15 protein-coding genes are annotated in these 16588 nt (G+C 44.4%); 12 read left to right on the top strand and 3 right to left on the bottom strand.

The window, feature by feature from the left end; translation table 11 throughout:
* Position 1 precedes the first annotated feature (1 nt).
* A complete protein-coding gene (locus CWO27_RS05675) occupies positions 2–1009 on the bottom strand; it encodes an adenosine deaminase (protein ID WP_107898688.1) in 1008 nt (335 codons plus the stop codon).
* A gap of 354 nt (positions 1010–1363) precedes the next feature.
* Here CWO27_RS05675 and CWO27_RS05670 point away from each other — a divergent pair, with 354 nt between their 5' ends.
* Entirely contained in the window at positions 1364–1681 is a 318-nt protein-coding gene (locus CWO27_RS05670) for a DUF3622 domain-containing protein (protein ID WP_017056240.1), read from the top strand.
* A 200-nt stretch (positions 1682–1881) separates the two neighbouring features.
* On the opposite strand, the gene CWO27_RS05665 is transcribed toward CWO27_RS05670, so the two are convergent.
* On the bottom strand, positions 1882–2928 hold the full coding sequence (locus CWO27_RS05665) for a succinylglutamate desuccinylase/aspartoacylase family protein (protein ID WP_107898687.1): 1047 nt from the start codon (positions 2926–2928) through the stop codon (positions 1882–1884).
* Positions 2929–3199: 271 nt separating this feature from the next.
* Between CWO27_RS05665 and CWO27_RS05660 the strand changes: the two genes are divergently transcribed.
* On the top strand, positions 3200–3739 hold the full coding sequence (locus CWO27_RS05660) for a DUF3332 family protein (protein ID WP_048664552.1): 540 nt from the start codon (positions 3200–3202) through the stop codon (positions 3737–3739).
* 142 nt (positions 3740–3881) lie between these two features.
* Here CWO27_RS05660 and CWO27_RS05655 read toward each other — a convergent pair whose 3' ends face one another.
* Positions 3882–5354, bottom strand: a complete 1473-nt coding sequence (locus tag CWO27_RS05655) for an aminoacyl-histidine dipeptidase (protein ID WP_107898686.1) — start codon at positions 5352–5354, stop codon at positions 3882–3884.
* Between the two features lie 1064 nt (positions 5355–6418).
* On the opposite strand from CWO27_RS05655, the gene CWO27_RS05650 reads away from it, so the two are divergent.
* The 10 genes from CWO27_RS05650 (at position 6419) to ribBA (ending at position 16407) form a co-directional block, all read left to right on the top strand.
* Positions 6419–7708, top strand: coding sequence for an NCS2 family permease (locus CWO27_RS05650; RefSeq protein WP_017633422.1), 1290 nt, complete (start codon positions 6419–6421; stop codon positions 7706–7708).
* Positions 7709–7792: 84 nt separating this feature from the next.
* On the top strand, positions 7793–8257 hold the full coding sequence (gene tet(34), locus CWO27_RS05645; protein ID WP_009847475.1) for an oxytetracycline resistance phosphoribosyltransferase domain-containing protein Tet(34): 465 nt from the start codon (positions 7793–7795) through the stop codon (positions 8255–8257).
* 89 nt (positions 8258–8346) lie between these two features.
* Positions 8347–9600, top strand: coding sequence for an esterase FrsA (gene frsA, locus CWO27_RS05640; RefSeq protein ID WP_102432647.1), 1254 nt, complete (start codon positions 8347–8349; stop codon positions 9598–9600).
* A 144-nt stretch (positions 9601–9744) separates the two neighbouring features.
* Positions 9745–10134 (top strand): sigma factor-binding protein Crl, encoded by a 390-nt coding sequence (gene crl, locus CWO27_RS05635; RefSeq protein WP_017060787.1) that lies wholly within the window; start codon positions 9745–9747, stop codon positions 10132–10134.
* A 76-nt stretch (positions 10135–10210) separates the two neighbouring features.
* Positions 10211–11395 (top strand): glutamate 5-kinase, encoded by a 1185-nt coding sequence (gene proB, locus CWO27_RS05630; RefSeq protein WP_170960819.1) that lies wholly within the window; start codon positions 10211–10213, stop codon positions 11393–11395.
* A gap of 91 nt (positions 11396–11486) precedes the next feature.
* On the top strand, positions 11487–12737 hold the full coding sequence (locus CWO27_RS05625) for a glutamate-5-semialdehyde dehydrogenase (RefSeq protein ID WP_048664553.1): 1251 nt from the start codon (positions 11487–11489) through the stop codon (positions 12735–12737).
* A gap of 156 nt (positions 12738–12893) precedes the next feature.
* Complete coding sequence (gene nrdR / locus CWO27_RS05620; RefSeq protein WP_004734394.1) at positions 12894–13343, top strand: transcriptional regulator NrdR; 450 nt, start codon at positions 12894–12896, stop codon at positions 13341–13343.
* Between the two features lie 40 nt (positions 13344–13383).
* Positions 13384–14487, top strand: a complete 1104-nt coding sequence (ribD, locus tag CWO27_RS05615) for a bifunctional diaminohydroxyphosphoribosylaminopyrimidine deaminase/5-amino-6-(5-phosphoribosylamino)uracil reductase RibD (protein WP_048664554.1) — start codon at positions 13384–13386, stop codon at positions 14485–14487.
* Between the two features lie 46 nt (positions 14488–14533).
* Positions 14534–15190, top strand: a complete 657-nt coding sequence (locus CWO27_RS05610) for a riboflavin synthase (RefSeq protein ID WP_048658105.1) — start codon at positions 14534–14536, stop codon at positions 15188–15190.
* Between the two features lie 107 nt (positions 15191–15297).
* Positions 15298–16407 carry a bifunctional 3,4-dihydroxy-2-butanone-4-phosphate synthase/GTP cyclohydrolase II gene (gene ribBA / locus CWO27_RS05605; protein ID WP_004734397.1) on the top strand — a complete coding sequence of 370 codons (1110 nt, stop codon included), beginning with the start codon at positions 15298–15300 and terminating at the stop codon, positions 16405–16407.
* The last annotated feature ends 181 nt before the right edge of the window (positions 16408–16588 follow it).

Below are 16588 nucleotides of genomic sequence, written 5' to 3'. Positions count from 1 at the left end.
ATTAAGTATTTGCAACAAGGTATTGGCGTACCTGTGTAATGAGATCTTCTTTGGCGTGAGGCGAGATGAAACTGGCTTCGATGGCATTAATACTGAATTGCGCTAATTCGTTTTTCGTCACTGGGTGAGCATTGGCGACGGCGAGGAAGTTATCATTCATATAGCCGCCGAAGTAAGCGGGATCATCGGAATTGATGGTGACGCACAGCCCTTTTCTCAACAGCTCGACGATGTTGTGCTCTTGCATGGTGTCGAAGACCTTGAGCTTAGTATTCGAGAGTGGGCAGACCGTCAGCGGTGTGCGTTTGGCTATTAGCTGCTCCATCAGTTCTTCATCTTCTATACAGCGAACGCCATGATCAATTCGGGTAATGCTTAGCAAGCTCAGAGCGTCGATAATATTTTGCGCAGGGCCTTCTTCTCCGGCGTGCGCGACAGTCAGAAATCCTTGGTTGATCGCTTCTCGGAATACATGTTTAAACTTCTCTGGCGGGTTGCCTTGTTCTGATGAATCTAGCCCAACCGCAATGATTTTGTCTTTGTAAGGTAAGGCCTGTTTGAGTGTCTCGAACGCGCTGCCTTCATCGAGATGACGCAGGAAACACATGATAAGTTGGCTGCTGATCCCGAGTTCCTGTGTGGCTTGCTCTAGTGCTTGGGTAATGCCGCCTACAATCGTGTCAAAGGCGATGCCACGTTCAGTGTGGGTTTGAGGGTCGAAGAATATCTCAGTGTGAACCACATTATCTTGCTGGCACTTCAACAGATAAGCCCACGTCAGATCGTAGAAATCTTGCTCATGAATCAGTACGTTAGCACCTTGATAGTAGATATCGAGAAAGGATTGAAGATTGTGGAACTGGTACGCCTCTCGTATTTGTTCAGGGGTCTCAAAGGGAATCGACACGTTATTACGCTTGGCGAGCTCGAACATCAGCTCTGGTTCTAATGTACCTTCTATGTGTAAGTGCAGCTCAACCTTCGGTAAATGTTTGATGAAGCTATCCATAGCAACTCCTTAGCTATTTTAATTATGGGCGGAGTAGGTGAGGCAGTAGAGTCTATAAACCTGAGCAAGCAGGTATCTCTTTCATTTATCTCTGTTTGAGCATAGTTCATTTCATTGTTGTCGATAAAACAGGGCAGAAATTGATGATGAATTGGAAGTTATGAACTAACAGAAATCAAGCGCAAACGATTTGCAGCATTGGAGTGTGATCCGCTGCAAATATTTGCAGCAATATTCATTGATTTGTGCTCTAATACCGCGCTTACCAAGGGATGGTGTTAAAAGATGCTCACTTAGATGGAGTTATCAAAGTTGACCGATCCCTTAATGATCTCCCTTAGGAAAAAATAGAACATGTCTAAGAACAAAAAATTTGATATCCGCCTTACAGAAAAACGCAACGGTTGGTGTGCAGAGATTACTCGTCAAGTAACGTCTCGCAGCACTACAGTATCTAAGCGTGAGTCTGGTTTCGAAACTGAAGCTCTAGCACAAGAGTGGGCAGAGAAAGAGCTAGCATCTTTCATCGCTAACCAAGCTGAACGTAACGAGCGTAAATCAGAGCAGCGTAAAGAGCGTGACGAACTACGTCACACTAAAGAGCTTAAAGCTGAGCAAGCACGTGAAGCGCGCGCTAAAGCTCGTGCAGAAGAGCAAGAAGACGCTGAGTAATTCAGTGCATGATTAATTTATAGATCCCTTAATTTTAAGATAAGGGATTTGTAAAAAAAGCCCCGATATAACTTTTCTCTTTCTAGTTAAAAGTATATTGGGGCTTTTTAGTTTGTGGAGTTCTGTTTTATTGTGTTTAAGAGCACGGTTTGGCTTCTCGCTTTTAACGTCGAGCTCTTAAACTTTTAAGCATTGCCTGATTAGTTATTCAGCGCAGTTAGCCAATCGTCTTCTGCTACTTCTTCAATGTAGCTTTCTACTGATTGTCCTACTTCTTCATCGTCTTGCTTAAAGTAAGCAATATGGAACACAGCATCACCTTCGTTTACCAAAGGTAGAGTTTGTTGACCAATCACGATACCGCCTTTGGTTGTGATCACTTGGCCCTCTTGGTGACCTAATGGAGAACTGATGTAAGCAAGGGTTTGTCCTGCTTCAACTTGTTCGCCAAGTCTTACCATGTTACGCAAAATACCGTCTGATTCCGCGCGGGTCCAGCTGGTGGATTTACTCAACACAGGCTCTGGCAACTTTTTGCGGTTAGGGCGCAGCATGCCGATTTCTTTCATCACTTGATGCACACCAAGATAACCCGCACGAATCGCTAGATGATCAAAACGCAGCGCTTCACCACCTTCGTAAGTTAATACAGGAATCCCCAGTTTTTCTGCTTCGCTACGCAGTGAACCGTCACGCAGTGGTGAATCGATGATCACTGGTGTTGCGAATGCTTTCGCGATGCGCATTGTTTCTGGATTTGATAGGTTTGCACGAATCTGAGGCAGGTTGGTGCGGTGAATCGCGCCCGTGTGTAGATCCAAGATGTAATCACAGTGCTTTGCCACGTTCTCGAAGAAAGTGTAAGCGATACGTGATGTTAGCGATCCTTTCTCACTACCTGGGAAGCAACGGTTTAGGTCGCGACGGTCTGGTAGGTAACGAGACTTATGGATAAAGCCGAACACGTTAACGATAGGCACAACAATCAAGGTACCTTTCAGTTTTTTTGGATCGATAGCATTCGTCAGTTGTCGAGCAATCTCAACACCGTTTAGCTCATCGCCGTGGATCGCCGCATTTACCATCAGTGTTGGGCCTGCTTGGCGACCGTGAATAATTTCAATCGGGATCGAAAGTGGAGAGTGCGTGTAAAGCTGAGCCGCTTGCAGTTCAATCTCCATTCGTTGTCCTGGCTGAACAGTATAACCAAGTAATTCGAATGGTTGATTAGGTTTTAGTCTTGCCATTTAGGTTGTTCTTAACATGGTGATAATTCGTTAACACGGAATGTATCAATCGTTGATTTTTAGTACGAATCAATCGCTTTACGGTGACGACAAAAATTTTTTATGAAGGGGCTTGTGAATTGGTTTCAGTTTTTTATTTGGTTAATTGAAGGGTGTTTCAAATTGTGAATTTTCTGACAATACATTGATTTAGCGCTGATATTTGTCATTTGGTTCGTTGGTATTATCCACCGCCATTTTTTGGCGGCCAAATTCAAATATCGAGATCAAAATGAAAAAAACAATTTCAAAAGTTGTAGCACTAGCAGTGGTATCTGTTGCTTTGTCTGGCTGTGTTGGTAGCAACGCAGTAACGGGTTACCTAATGAAGTTCAACCTTAAAGCGGTTGATAACCGTTACGCTCGTGGCGGTTTGAACTTACTGTTGGCACCTGCGTACGGTCTAACGGTTGCAGCGGATTACCTAGTATTCAACTCACTAGAGTTCTGGACAGGTAGCAACCCACTAACGGGTGCTCCGCACATCTTTGATACTAAGGTTGATACTTACCTTGATATTAACCATCAGCTAGATCCGTCTCTAACAGAAGCACCGGTAGGCCCAATCACTAATGTAAATATGATCGAAAAAGGTCAGATGCAGCAGATTGATGAAAATACAATCCAAATGGATATCACTTACCAATCTGGTGAGCGAGCGACACTAATCGGTGTTCGTGATGGTGAGATGGTAACGTACTTCATCGATGGCGAAGTGGTTGCACAAACTTCAATTGATGAGCTAGAGAACTACGCAGCTTCACGCGCTTAATTTTTTTGCTTATTACAAAAATTAGATACAAAAACAGGTACTCAATGAGTACCTGTTTTATTTTGTCTCGAATAAACGGCATTTACTGAAAAGTACTATTTATTGAAAAGCACGGTTCATTGAACAAACATAGCTTATCGAATTATGCTTTTTCTGGGATTGCTTCAAGCAGTGCAACCATTTGGTTCCAGAATAGCTCAACGGTGTCGATCTTCACTTTCTCATCAGGAGAGTGCGGGAACTTGATCGTTGGGCCGAAAGAAACCATATCCATATTCGGGTAAGGTTCTTTGAATAGACCACACTCAAGACCAGCATGGATAACCATGATGTTTGGCTTGTGACCGTAGATACCTTCGTACATGTCGCGGAAGATGTGCATGATTTCTGAATCTGCGTCTGGCTTCCAACCTGGGTAAGCGCCAGAAAACTCGATGCTCGCGCCTGCTAGTTCAGCAACAGAATTCAGCATGCTTTCAACTTGGCTACGGCCAGAATCGATCAAAGAGCGAATCAGGCAAAGTACAGTGATTGAGTTCTCTTCTGTTGTGATAACGCCAACGTTTAGAGATGTTTCAACAACACCTTCAATCTCGTCGCTCATACGAATCACGCCGTTTGGCGCAGCGTTTAGTGCAGCGATAAAGCGAGCTTGGTCAGCTGCTGCAAGAGCGCCCATTTCAACCGAAGCTTCTTCGTTGAAAGTAACAATGCTGTCTTCTACTTTACCTAGCTCAGTTGAAAGAAGCTCTGTGTAGTAGTTGTATAGAGAAGCCAGTTTCTCTTGGTTTGCAGCAGGTACTGCAACCGTTACGAAACCTTCACGAGGGATCGCATTACGTAGGCTACCGCCTTTGAATTCGACGATGCGTAGGTCTAGCTCTTTCGCGTGACCCGCTAGGAAGCGAGCGAGCAGTTTGTTTGCGTTTGCACGGCCTGTGTGGATATCACAACCAGAGTGACCGCCTTTAAGGCCTTTCAACGTTAGCTTGCGTGTTACGAAATCAGCAGGAATTGCATTGCGTGCAACTTCAAATGTCATTGCGCCGTCGATACCGCCAGCACAACCCATGTACACTTCGCCTTCTTGCTCTGAATCGGTGTTAAGAAGGATATCGCCTTCTAACCAACCCGCTTCAAGACCGAAAGCACCAGTCATGCCTGCTTCTTCATCTACTGTTAGTAGAACTTCGATAGGGCCGTGCTGGATTTCGTTTGAAGCAAGAACCGCTAGGCAAGAAGCCATGCCCATGCCGTTATCAGCGCCAAGCGTTGTCCCTTTTGCTGTAACCCACTCACCATCGATGTATGGTTGGATTGGATCTTTAGCGAAGTCATGAACGGTGTCTTCGTTCTTTTGTGGAACCATATCGATGTGAGCTTGTAGCACCACACCTTTTTTGTTTTCCATACCCGGCGTTGCTGGCTTCTTGATGAATACGTTGCCCGTTGGGTCACGACGTACATCTAGGCCTTGCTCTGTTGCCCAAGCAATAATGTATTGAGCAAGCTCTTCTTCATGCTTTGAAGGGTGTGGGATTGAGCAAATCTTATCGAAGAACTGCCAAATAGGGGCAGGGGATAATTTACTGATCTCAGAATGGAATTCAGACACGGATGACTCCTTTTTTATTTGATAACCATATATTTAGGGTTTTTATAGGTGAAAACTTAGAACAAAAATCTAAAATATGGGTCTGTTTTGATGGCAACAGCATACCACTAGAGTGTTTTGACGAGTAGCGGTTCTAAACCTCAAATAGCTCAAATTTTGAAAGCGATCTTGTCCATCTGATCATGATTAAGCGCTTTGATGCTTATAAATGACACGGGCAAACGTTTGTTTAATTCTTTTTTGTAATTTAATTACGAAAATAAGTTTGCAAAATAACCATAAGTAGCCAAAAGTGTGATGTGTAGCAAAAAATACTTGTAATCTTTTTTCTTTGGGGTATATTAATAACCAACTTCTGAGACGAAGAGTAAATGCTCAAAGGATGAGTCCGTTTTATCGCCTCCAAGGAACCGAGAAATCAAATTTGTTTTTTATTGATTTATTAAGGTGATAGTTATGAAAGGTTTACCATCTGCAATGTTCTGGCTTAACAGCTCTGTTTACACTAGCAACTTTGCATACCCTACAAGCTTTGGTTACTAATACCGTAAGCATGTAACTCGAACAGTTTTGTTCACCCCTATATATTGGAATTCTTTTACAGCCCTTTTGGTTGACAGATTCTACCGCCACTCAGTTTTGAGTGGCGTTTTTTTTGCCTGCTACTTTTCCAAACCGCTTTATCTCGTCTCTTTTCCTGCTGCTCTGCGTGGTTGTTTTTTAAACGCCAAAATATCAATTTGCGCCTTATTACTGATCCTGTTGAAAAATACAAAACTCTTGTGGGTTTGAATTCAGAATTTAATGGTTAGATTCTTTATCAAAATAACAGATGGTCGAAAAAGTAACCAAGATTTTTCATTGTGCTTAATGGGCTTAATTAACTGTTTATTATGATTATTTCTTGGTGATTACTGCGTTTTTAATCGCTTTGTTTCATACGGCATTCTGATAAATATCGATTAGAGCCTTAATTCTATCTGGAATTTGTTATTTGATAACTTTATAATCCACAGCCAATCGATTACGCAACCGTTTACTTTTTACCCTTATAGGATTCGATAATGTTCGAAAAGCTATTCAAACTCAGTGAAAATGGCACCAATGTGCGCACTGAAATCATCGCAGGTCTAACAACCTTCCTAACAATGGCTTACATCATTTTTGTAAACCCAATGATTCTAGCTGATGCTGGTATGGACCATGGCGCTGTATTTGTAGCAACCTGTTTAGCGGCTGCTATTGGCTGTTTCATCATGGGCTTTGTTGCTAACTACCCAATCGCTCAAGCACCAGGTATGGGTTTGAACGCCTTCTTTACCTACGCAGTTGTTATGGGTATGGGTTATACGTGGCAAGTTGCTCTGGCAGCGGTTTTCGTATCAGGTGTAATCTTCATTTTCTTAAGTATCTTTAAGATCCGTGAATGGATTATCAACTCGATCCCTATGTCTCTGCGTGTTGGTATCTCTGCAGGTATCGGTCTTTTCCTAGCGTTTATTGCTCTTAGCAATGCAGGCATCGTTGTTTCTAACCCAGCAACTAAAGTTTCACTGGGCGACATTACTGCGATTGCTCCTATCCTTGGTTCATTAGGCTTCTTCCTTACGATTGCTCTTGTTCACCGTGGTGTGAAAGGCGCAGTAATGATTGCAATCCTAGCAATCACGGCTCTTGGTATTATTATTGGTGACGTTCAATACGGCGGCATCATGTCTACACCACCAAGCCTTGCTCCTACATTCATGCAGCTTGATTTCTCTGCTGTATTTGAAATCGGTATGATTTCAGTGGTATTCGCATTCTTGTTCGTCGATTTGTTCGATACAGCTGGTACTCTGGTTGGTGTTGCAACGAAAGCAAACCTAATCAAAGAAGACGGCAAACTACCTCGCTTGAACAAAGCACTGCTTGCTGACTCTACAGCAACATCTATTGGTGCACTGCTAGGTACATCAAATACTACTTCTTATGTTGAGAGTGTTGCGGGTGTCGCTGAAGGCGGCCGTACAGGTCTAACAGCGGTTGTTGTTGGTATCTTATTCCTACTGGCTCTTTTCTTCTCGCCACTTGCAGGTATGATTCCGGCTTACGCAACATCAGGTGCACTTTTCTATGTAGCAATTCTGATGATGTCTGGCCTAGTTGGCATTGATTGGCGTGATCTTACGGAAGCAGCACCAGTCGTGGTAACATGTCTGCTTATGCCGCTGACGTACTCTATCGCTGAGGGTATCTCACTAGGTTTCATCGCTTACGCTGCAATTAAGCTGCTAAGTGGTAAAGGTCGCGACGTTTCACCTGCTGTGTGGGTAATGTCGGCTATCTTTATTCTTAAATACATTTTCGCTTAATCGTCTAGATTTCTGCTTAATCGCTGAAGAGGCTATGTTTGAGATAGCCTCTAATAACATGACAAAATTATTAGGTTTTATACTATGAGCAACAAATTCGTTATCACTTGGGACAACATGCAGACTTACTGCCGTCAACTTGCTGAAAAGCAAATGCCAGCAGAGCAGTGGAAAGGCATCTGGGCAGTAAGCCGTGGTGGTTTGGTTCCTGGTGCAATCTTGGCTCGTGAACTAGGTATTCGTCACGTAGATACGATTTGTATTTCTAGCTACGACCACGATCACCAACGTGATATGACAGTAGTTAAAGCACCTGAAGGTGACGGCGAAGGCTTCCTAATCGTTGAAGACTTGGTTGATAGTGGTGACACTGCACGTAAGCTTCGCGAAATGTACCCTAAAGCGAAACTGATCGCTGTATGTGCAAAACCATCTGGCGCTGATTTGCTAGACGAGTACATTGTTGATATCGCTCAAGACACATGGATTGAGCAACCTTGGGATACTAGCCTAAGCTACGTTGAGCCAGTAAATCGCAAGTCAAAATAAGCGTAAACTTAGTTTTTTGAGAAATGACCCTTTATAGGGTCATTTTTTTTTATATGATTAGTGACAACCATTTCTTATTAAGTATCCCAATGTCTGAACCAGAAGAAACGAGCTCGAACCTTTCGGAAACTTTGTTTGTAAAGCACAAGCAGGCGAAAGAGACCTCAATGTTGACACAATACATGCCAAGCTCTGAAGAGTTATTGGATGAGAAGCGTGAACAGCAAAACTCATCATGGTACCGAAACCTAAGACGTCTTCAGTGGGTATGGCAAGGCGTTAATCCAATAGAGCAAGAAGCGGTATTGGCTCGCATCGCGTCATCAGATAACTCTCGTACAACCGATGAGTGGCTTGATACGGTTATGGGTTACCGAAGTGGTAATTGGGCATACGAATGGACCAAGCTGGGTATGCAACATCAGAATCGTTCTAATGAAAAGAACGGTGAAGAGATGGCTGAAGAGCTGTTTTCAGCATCGTTGTGTTTCAGTATTGCGGGTTACCCACATCTCAAGAACGACAATTTGGCAGCTCAGGCTCAAGTGTTGGCCAACGCAGCCTATTCTGAAGCGATTAAGCACACCAAGTTGATCGTCAAACAGATTGATATTCCGTACCAAAACAAGAAGATCAAAGCGAACTTGCATCTAACTAAAACAGACAAACCACAACCAGTTGTGATTGTCAGCGCGGGTCTCGATAGCTTACAAACTGATATGTGGCGCTTGTTTAGGGATTATTTAGCACCTAAGAACATTGCTATGTTAACGGTAGACATGCCATCGATAGGGCACAGTGCGCATTGGCCTTTGACAGAAGACTCGTCTTGTCTTCACCAAGCTGTGCTGAATGAGCTACCTAACATTCCATGGGTGGATCACCACAAAGTGGGTTTATTTGGCTTCCGCTTTGGCGGCAATGCGATGGTCAGATTATCTTTCCTTGAGCAACATAAGATAAAAGCATGTATCTCTTTAGGCGCGCCAATTCACGATATCTTTGTTCATGCCGACAAACTTAAGCAGATGCCTAAGATGCATTTGGATGTGTTGGCTTCGCGTCTTGGTAAAGGGGCGGTCGATATCAATAGTCTTTCTGGGCAATTGATGGCGTGGTCACTGAAGGTGCAAGGTTTGCTGTCAAACAGTAAAACCAGTGTTCCTATCTTGGCATTGGCCTTAGAGGGTGATCCTGTATCACCACCGATGGATAATCAACTGGTTGCTATTTACAGTGATTACGGAAAAGCGAAGAAAATCAAAGCTAAGTCAATTACACAAGGTTATGAGCAATCCCTCGAATTGGCGATAAAGTGGCTTGAGGATGAATTATTTAGATGACATTTCTCCTAAATTAGTTAAGCATGAAAAGTGTACAAACTAAGTACCTGATACTCAGTAATAATTTATAAAATCCAATTGCGTAGTTTCTACGTATAACAGTCTGAGTAACGTCATTCTTAACATTGAAAATGGAGATTCAATATGTCAGAAGTGACACAACAACCTACGCATTACCGCTTGTTGAATGTTTTAAAGGCGATCGGGCCTTACTTGAGGGAACCGCAATCAGAAGAAGGTCACTATATCTTTGATTGCTTGTCTGTATGTGTGAACGATAAAAAATCACCAGAAGAACGCGAGTTTTGGGGCTGGTGGCTGGAATTAGATAAGTCGGAAGAGGGATATTCGGCGAAGTACAATATCGGTAAATACAACATCGATGGTAACTGGGATTCTTTGCCGTTACCTAAAAAGGCGGTCGCTGAGGTCTCTCGAACTCAAGAAGCCTTCCACAAAAAACTGGTTGATGAACTTCAAAGTAAGTTTGAAATCAGTATCCAATTAGACGAAGAGTCTGTCGAATTCGTCTAATTTTAAAGGTTACTCTTCTATATAAAGCAAAAAGGTGCGATTTCGCACCTTTTCTGCTTGTGAATTCCCCTTTTGATTGCTAAAACATCACCTCTTATTTGTTTTATCCATAAAAGACTTCATGACAACAAATCATCAAAGCGGGACAACAACACAGCGTAAAACTGTCGTTGTTAAACTGGGTACCAGTGTCTTAACTGGTGGAACATTGGCATTAGATCGTGCTCACATGGTTGAGCTAGTTCGTCAATGTGCAGAATTAAAAAAACAAGGCCACTCTGTGGTTATGGTTTCGTCTGGCGCAATTGCAGCAGGACGTGAGCACCTTGGTTACCCCGCACTTCCCAACTCAATGGCGAGCAAACAGTTGCTTGCGGCAGTTGGGCAAAGCCAGTTGATTCAAGTTTGGGAGTCTTTGTTTGCTATCTATGGCCTTAAGATTGGTCAGATGCTACTGACTCGTGCTGATCTCGATGATCGCGAGCGTTTTCTGAATGCACGTGACACGATCAACGCACTTGTTGAACACGATATTATTCCGGTAGTAAACGAAAACGATGCAGTAGCAACCAACGAAATTAAAGTGGGCGACAATGATAACTTGTCGGCATTAGTGGGTATTTTGTGCGGTGCTGATAAGCTTTTGCTACTAACAGACCAAAAAGGCTTGTTTACGGCTGACCCTCGTAAAGATCCAAATGCTGAGCTCATCAAAGAAGTGAAAACCATTGATGATACACTGCGTAAGATCGCAGGCGGCAGCGGTACGACGTTAGGTACTGGCGGCATGGCGACAAAACTGCAGGCTGCGGATATTGCTCGTCGCGCCGGCATCGAAGTGATTATTGCTGCGGGCAGTGCTGAAAATGTGGTGTTTGACTCACTGAGTGACAACCCACAAGGCACACGTTTCTTGCCGTTAGCCGAAGCGCTTGAAAACCGTAAACGCTGGATTTTAGCGGGTCCTGCTTCAGCTGGTGACATTGTGGTCGACGACGGTGCAGTAAACGCAGTCAACACCAAAGGCAGTAGCTTGTTGGCTAAAGGTGTTGTTCGAGTTAAAGGCGAGTTCTCTCGTGGTGAAGTTACCCAAGTCACAGACAGCAAAGGCAAAGTAGTAGCGCGTGGTATCGCTAGCTACTCAAGCCAAGACCTAGCAAAAATAGCAGGCAAGCACAGTAAAGATATTGGCGACATCCTTGGTTACGATTACGGGTCAGAAGTCATTCACCGTGACGACCTAGTCGTGATTCAAGAGTAGCTTGTGATGATAAGGCGATGAGCCGCGAGTTTAGACATCGCGAATCGCCTTTGTACATCCAAAGACAGACAGAATTTAGGGAGAGTTAAACGTGGATTTAACTAACATGGGTATCGCAGCAAAAGACGCTGCTTTCCACCTAGCGACCGCATCTACGGCGCAAAAGAATAAAGCATTGGCGATCATCGCTGATGAGCTAGAAGCAAACGCAGCAACGATTTTAGAAGCGAATGCGAAAGATATCGAACTAGGTCGCGAAGCCGGTTTAACTGACGCATTGCTTGACCGTCTACTTCTTAACGAAGAGCGCTTAACAGGCATTGCTAACGATGTTCGTAACGTGATTAGCCTGAATGACCCAGTAGGCAGCGAAATTGACAGCAAGGTACTGGAAAACGGCATGTCATTGTCTCGCCGTCGCGTACCGCTTGGTGTGGTTGGCGTTATCTATGAAGCGCGTCCGAACGTAACCATTGATATTGCGGCATTGTGTCTGAAGACTGGTAACGCAAGTATCCTACGTGGCGGTAAAGAGACGTTTTTCTCGAACATGGAACTGGTTAAAGTTATCCAGTCTGCATTAGAGAAAGCGGAACTTCCTGCGGCTTCTGTTCAGTACATCGAAAAACCGGATCGTGAACTCGTATCTCAACTGCTTAAGCTAGATGACTATGTTGACATGATCATTCCTCGTGGTGGCGCTGGCTTGCACAAGATGTGTAAAGAGAACAGCACCATTCCAGTGATCATCGGTGGTTTCGGTATCAGCCATATCTTTGTTGATGAAAGCGCTGATCTTGAGAAGTCTGTCGATGTGGTTGAAAACTCGAAAGTTCAACGTCCATCTGCATGTAACTCATTGGATACACTGCTAGTGCATGAAGCCGTTGCTGAAGCTTTCCTTACTAAGCTGAAACAGCGTTTAGCGGGCAAGGTAACCTTGGTTGCTGATGCGAGTGCAAAATCACTGCTAACTGGCTTTGAAGACCAACGTGATGCGGTTGAAGGTGACTTTGACACTGAATGGCTAAGCTACACGTTAGGCGTAAAAGTGGTTGCTGACGTTGCAGAAGCGATTGACCACATGCGCGTACACAACGCGAGTCACTCTGATGCGATCATGACTAACAGCCTAGAAAGCTCAGAGCGCTTTATTAACTCGGTAGGTTCTGCGGCGGTATATGTAAATGCATCAACTCGCTTCACTGATGGTGCGCAGTTTGGTTTGGGCGCTGAAGTAGCAGTCTCTACCCAGAAATTACATGCTCGCGGCCCTATGGGCTTAGAAGAGCTAACAAGTTACAAATGGGTAGGTAAAGCGAACTATTTAGTTCGCGGTTAACGCTGGTCGTTAATTTTACTCCTCAGCTCATTTTTGAAATGGCGATCGAGTAGCAATAATCAATGAATCACCACACAAAAGGGCCTTAATTGGCCCTTTTTCTTTCCTAACGTTTGGCAATTCCGTTACACTGATATTCAATTATTTGGAGGTGATATGCATTGTCCTTTTTGTTCAGAGAACGACACTAAAGTAATCGATTCAAGACTGGTTGCCGATGGACATCAGGTTCGTCGTCGCCGTCAATGCCTTGCATGTAGCGAGCGTTTTACTACGTTCGAATCGGCAGAACTTGTGATGCCTAAAGTAATTAAGTCGAATGGAAACCGCGAACCATTTAACGAAGATAAAATGGTCGGTGGTGTTCAGCGCGCCCTCGAAAAACGCCCAGTGAGTGCTGATGCAATTGAACTTGCGATCAGTACGATTAAGTCACAACTCCGTGCAACTGGTGAGCGTGAAGTACCAAGCGAGATGATTGGTAACCTTGTGATGGGCCAATTGAAAGAATTGGACAAAGTGGCGTACATCCGTTTTGCCTCTGTTTACCGTAGTTTTGAAGACATCCGAGAGTTTGGCGAAGAAATCGCTAAATTAGAGGATTAACTCCTCAATCATGTCAAACTTTACTCCCCTAGATTTTCAAATGATGTCGCGTGCTATTCAGTTAGCAAAACGCGGCATTTACACTACTGCACCAAACCCGAATGTGGGCTGTGTCATCGTACAAACCGATGGTCAGATCGTCGGTGAAGGTTTTCATGCTAAAGCGGGCGAACCTCATGCCGAAGTGCATGCCATGAGAATGGCAGGCGATAAGGCCAAAGGCGCGACAGCTTATGTCACACTTGAACCTTGTTCGCATTATGGTCGAACGCCGCCTTGTGCCGAAGGTTTGATTAAGGCTCAAGTTGCAAAAGTAATTTGCGCTATGCAGGACCCAAACCCAAAAGTCGCAGGTCGTGGTATCAAAATGCTACGCGACGCGGGTATTGAGGTTGAAATTGGTTTGTTAGAGCAAGATGCTCTTGATTTGAACCCTGCATTTATCAAGCGTATGCAAACTGGCATGCCATTTGTTCAGTTGAAGATGGCGGCTAGCCTTGATGGTCAAACTGCATTGGAAAATGGCCAAAGCCAGTGGATCACATCGCCAGAAGCGCGTCGTGATGTTCAGAATTACCGAGCAAAAGCGGGCGCAGTGTTATCCACAAGCCAAACGGTGATTGAAGATAACGCCTCGTTGAATGTTCGCTGGGCAGAGTTGCCAAGCAGTATTAAAGCTCATTACGCTGAAGATGAACTTCGTCAGCCAATTCGCGTGATTCTTGATCGTCAAAATCAACTGCGTCCTGAGCTCAAGTTATATCAGTCGCCAACACCAGTGTTAAGAGTGGCTGAAGCGTCTGCGGATATTGAAGTAGGAACCACAGATGCAGGTCAGCTCGATTTGCACGATCTGATGCGTCAATTACCTGCCAATCATATCGACCATATTTGGGTCGAAGCGGGCGCAACATTGGCAAAAAGCTTGATTGAAGAACAGCTGGTGGATGAGCTAATCCTCTATTTAGCACCTAAACTTATGGGCAGTGACGGACGAGGTTTGATGGGCGCATTAGGGCTCACTTCAATGTCTGACGTTATTGACCTAGAAATTAAAGATGTTCGACAGGTTGGTGTGGATATTCGCATTGTGGCGAAACCAATTGTGGCTAAACCAATAGCAGCGAAACCACTCTCGAAATAGTTACTCCAACTGCATACGTGTCGTTGACAACAAAAAGAGTTTTAAAATGTTTACAGGAATTGTAGAAGCCGTAGGTACATTGAGTGCAATCACTCCCCGCGGAGAAGACATCACCGTAACGGTCAACGTTGGCAAGCTTGATATGGCTGACGTTCAGTTAGGCGACAGTATCGCAACCAATGGTGTGTGTTTGACAGTCGTTGAATTCAACGACCACAGCTACAGTGCAGATCTTTCGCTTGAGACCCTGAAAAAAACGGGTTTTGTCGATTACCAAGCGGGCGATAAAGTTAACCTTGAGAAAGCAATGTTACCAACCACGCGTTTCGGTGGACACATTGTGTCTGGTCACGTTGATGGCGTGGGTGAGATTGTTGAACGCAACCAAGTTGGCCGTGCAATTGAGTTTTGGGTAGAAATGCCAGCAGAGATCTCAAAATACGTCGCTCAAAAAGGCTCAATAACGGTCGATGGCATCAGTCTGACTGTGAACGATTTACGCAAGAACGCATTCAAGCTGACTATCGTTCCTCACACCTCTTCAGAAACCACCATCGACCAATTCAATGTAGGTCGTAAAGTGAATTTAGAAGTCGATGTATTAGCGCGTTACATGGAGCGTTTACTGCAAGGTCAGCAACAAGAATCTGAGCCTGAATCTCGATTAACGATGGAATTCTTACAGCAGAATGGTTTTGCCTAACCGTTAATACAAAGTAATTAAGCGAGACTTTGTAAAGCGAAGCAATATCATCAGGTTTAAATAGTGTCGGTTCTAGGAAGCAGAACCATTTCAAAGGATATAGAACAATGCCAATTAGTACTCCTCAAGAAATTATTGAAGACATTCGCCTAGGAAAAATGGTTATCCTGATGGATGATGAAGATCGCGAGAATGAAGGCGATCTGATCATGGCAGCAGAACATGTTACGCCAGAAGCGATTAACTTCATGGCAATGTACGGCCGCGGTTTGATCTGTCTAACGCTGACTAAAGAGCGTTCAAACCGTATGGGTTTAGCACCTATGGTTCAAGACAATAATGCACAGTACACCACTAACTTTACGGTTTCGATTGAAGCGGCAGAGGGTGTAACAACCGGTATTTCAGCATCCGATCGTGCAGTGACGGTTCAAGCTGCAGTAGCGAAAGACGCAAAAGCGGCTGACTTAGTTCAACCTGGTCATATCTTCCCACTGACTGCTCAAGAAGGTGGCGTATTAACGCGTGCTGGCCACACTGAAGCGGGGTGTGATTTAGCTCGATTAGCAGGCTGTGAACCAGCATCGGTTATCGTAGAAATCCTAAACGACGACGGTACTATGGCGCGTCGCCCTGACCTTGAAGTGTTCGCAGAAAAGCACGACATCAAGCTTGGCACTATTGCTGACTTGATTGAGTACCGTAACAACACTGAAACGACAATTGAGCGCGTTGCACAATGTCATTTACCAACAGAGTTTGGTGATTTCGAGCTTGTGACTTACCGCGATACAATTGATAACCAGATCCACTACGCAATGCAAAAGGGCGACTTGTCTGTAGGCGCTCCTTTAGTGCGTGTTCACCTGCATGATACATTTACCGATCTGCTTCATTCAGACCGCGGTACCGAGCGCAGCTGGTCGTTAGATAAAGCGATGAAGCGCATTGGTGATGAAGGCGGCGTGTTGGTTATTCTTGGCAACGAAGAGTCGTCTGATTCTTTGATCCACAAAGTGAAGACATTCGAAGCGCAAGATAAGAACGAGCAGCCAACCATGGCTAAGAAGCAAGGTACTTCTCGTCGTGTTGGTGTCGGTTCTCAGATTCTTCAAGACCTAGGCGTACACGATATGCGTCTGCTTTCTTCGAGCACTAAGCGTTACCACGCATTGGGTGGTTTTGGTCTTAACGTTGTTGAGTACGTTTGCGAATAAATCCTATGTCAACAAGCAGACGTTTCTCCGTTTGTAGCGACATAATTTACCGATGATTTCAGTGGCTCTTTTGGTGATAAATCTTGCCAAAAGAGCAAAGTAGCCAAGTTCGACTCAAAACGTGTTCAATACACAAACTTGGCTACTCGCTGTTCCTATATGCTTGGGATTGGCGCTGCAT

The organism is Vibrio sp. 10N.286.51.C3, from assembly GCF_003050065.1.
GTDB classification, from domain to species: domain Bacteria; phylum Pseudomonadota; class Gammaproteobacteria; order Enterobacterales; family Vibrionaceae; genus Vibrio; species Vibrio crassostreae.
This window is presented reverse-complemented; position numbering and strand designations above follow the sequence as displayed.

Bases quoted from the DNA above. Each gene is read 5' to 3' on its own strand.
- CWO27_RS05675 (WP_107898688.1), bottom strand. From the start codon at position 1,009: ATGGATAGCTTCATCAAACATTTACCGAAGGTTGAGCTGCACTTACAC.
- CWO27_RS05670 (WP_017056240.1), top strand. From the start codon at position 1,364: ATGTCTAAGAACAAAAAATTTGATATCCGCCTTACAGAAAAACGCAAC.
- CWO27_RS05665 (WP_107898687.1), bottom strand. From the start codon at position 2,928: ATGGCAAGACTAAAACCTAATCAACCATTCGAATTACTTGGTTATACT.
- CWO27_RS05660 (WP_048664552.1), top strand. From the start codon at position 3,200: ATGAAAAAAACAATTTCAAAAGTTGTAGCACTAGCAGTGGTATCTGTT.
- CWO27_RS05650 (WP_017633422.1), top strand. From the start codon at position 6,419: ATGTTCGAAAAGCTATTCAAACTCAGTGAAAATGGCACCAATGTGCGC.
- frsA (WP_102432647.1), top strand. From the start codon at position 8,347: ATGTCTGAACCAGAAGAAACGAGCTCGAACCTTTCGGAAACTTTGTTT.
- crl (WP_017060787.1), top strand. From the start codon at position 9,745: ATGTCAGAAGTGACACAACAACCTACGCATTACCGCTTGTTGAATGTT.
- nrdR (WP_004734394.1), top strand. From the start codon at position 12,894: ATGCATTGTCCTTTTTGTTCAGAGAACGACACTAAAGTAATCGATTCA.
- ribD (WP_048664554.1), top strand. From the start codon at position 13,384: ATGATGTCGCGTGCTATTCAGTTAGCAAAACGCGGCATTTACACTACT.
- CWO27_RS05610 (WP_048658105.1), top strand. From the start codon at position 14,534: ATGTTTACAGGAATTGTAGAAGCCGTAGGTACATTGAGTGCAATCACT.
- ribBA (WP_004734397.1), top strand. From the start codon at position 15,298: ATGCCAATTAGTACTCCTCAAGAAATTATTGAAGACATTCGCCTAGGA.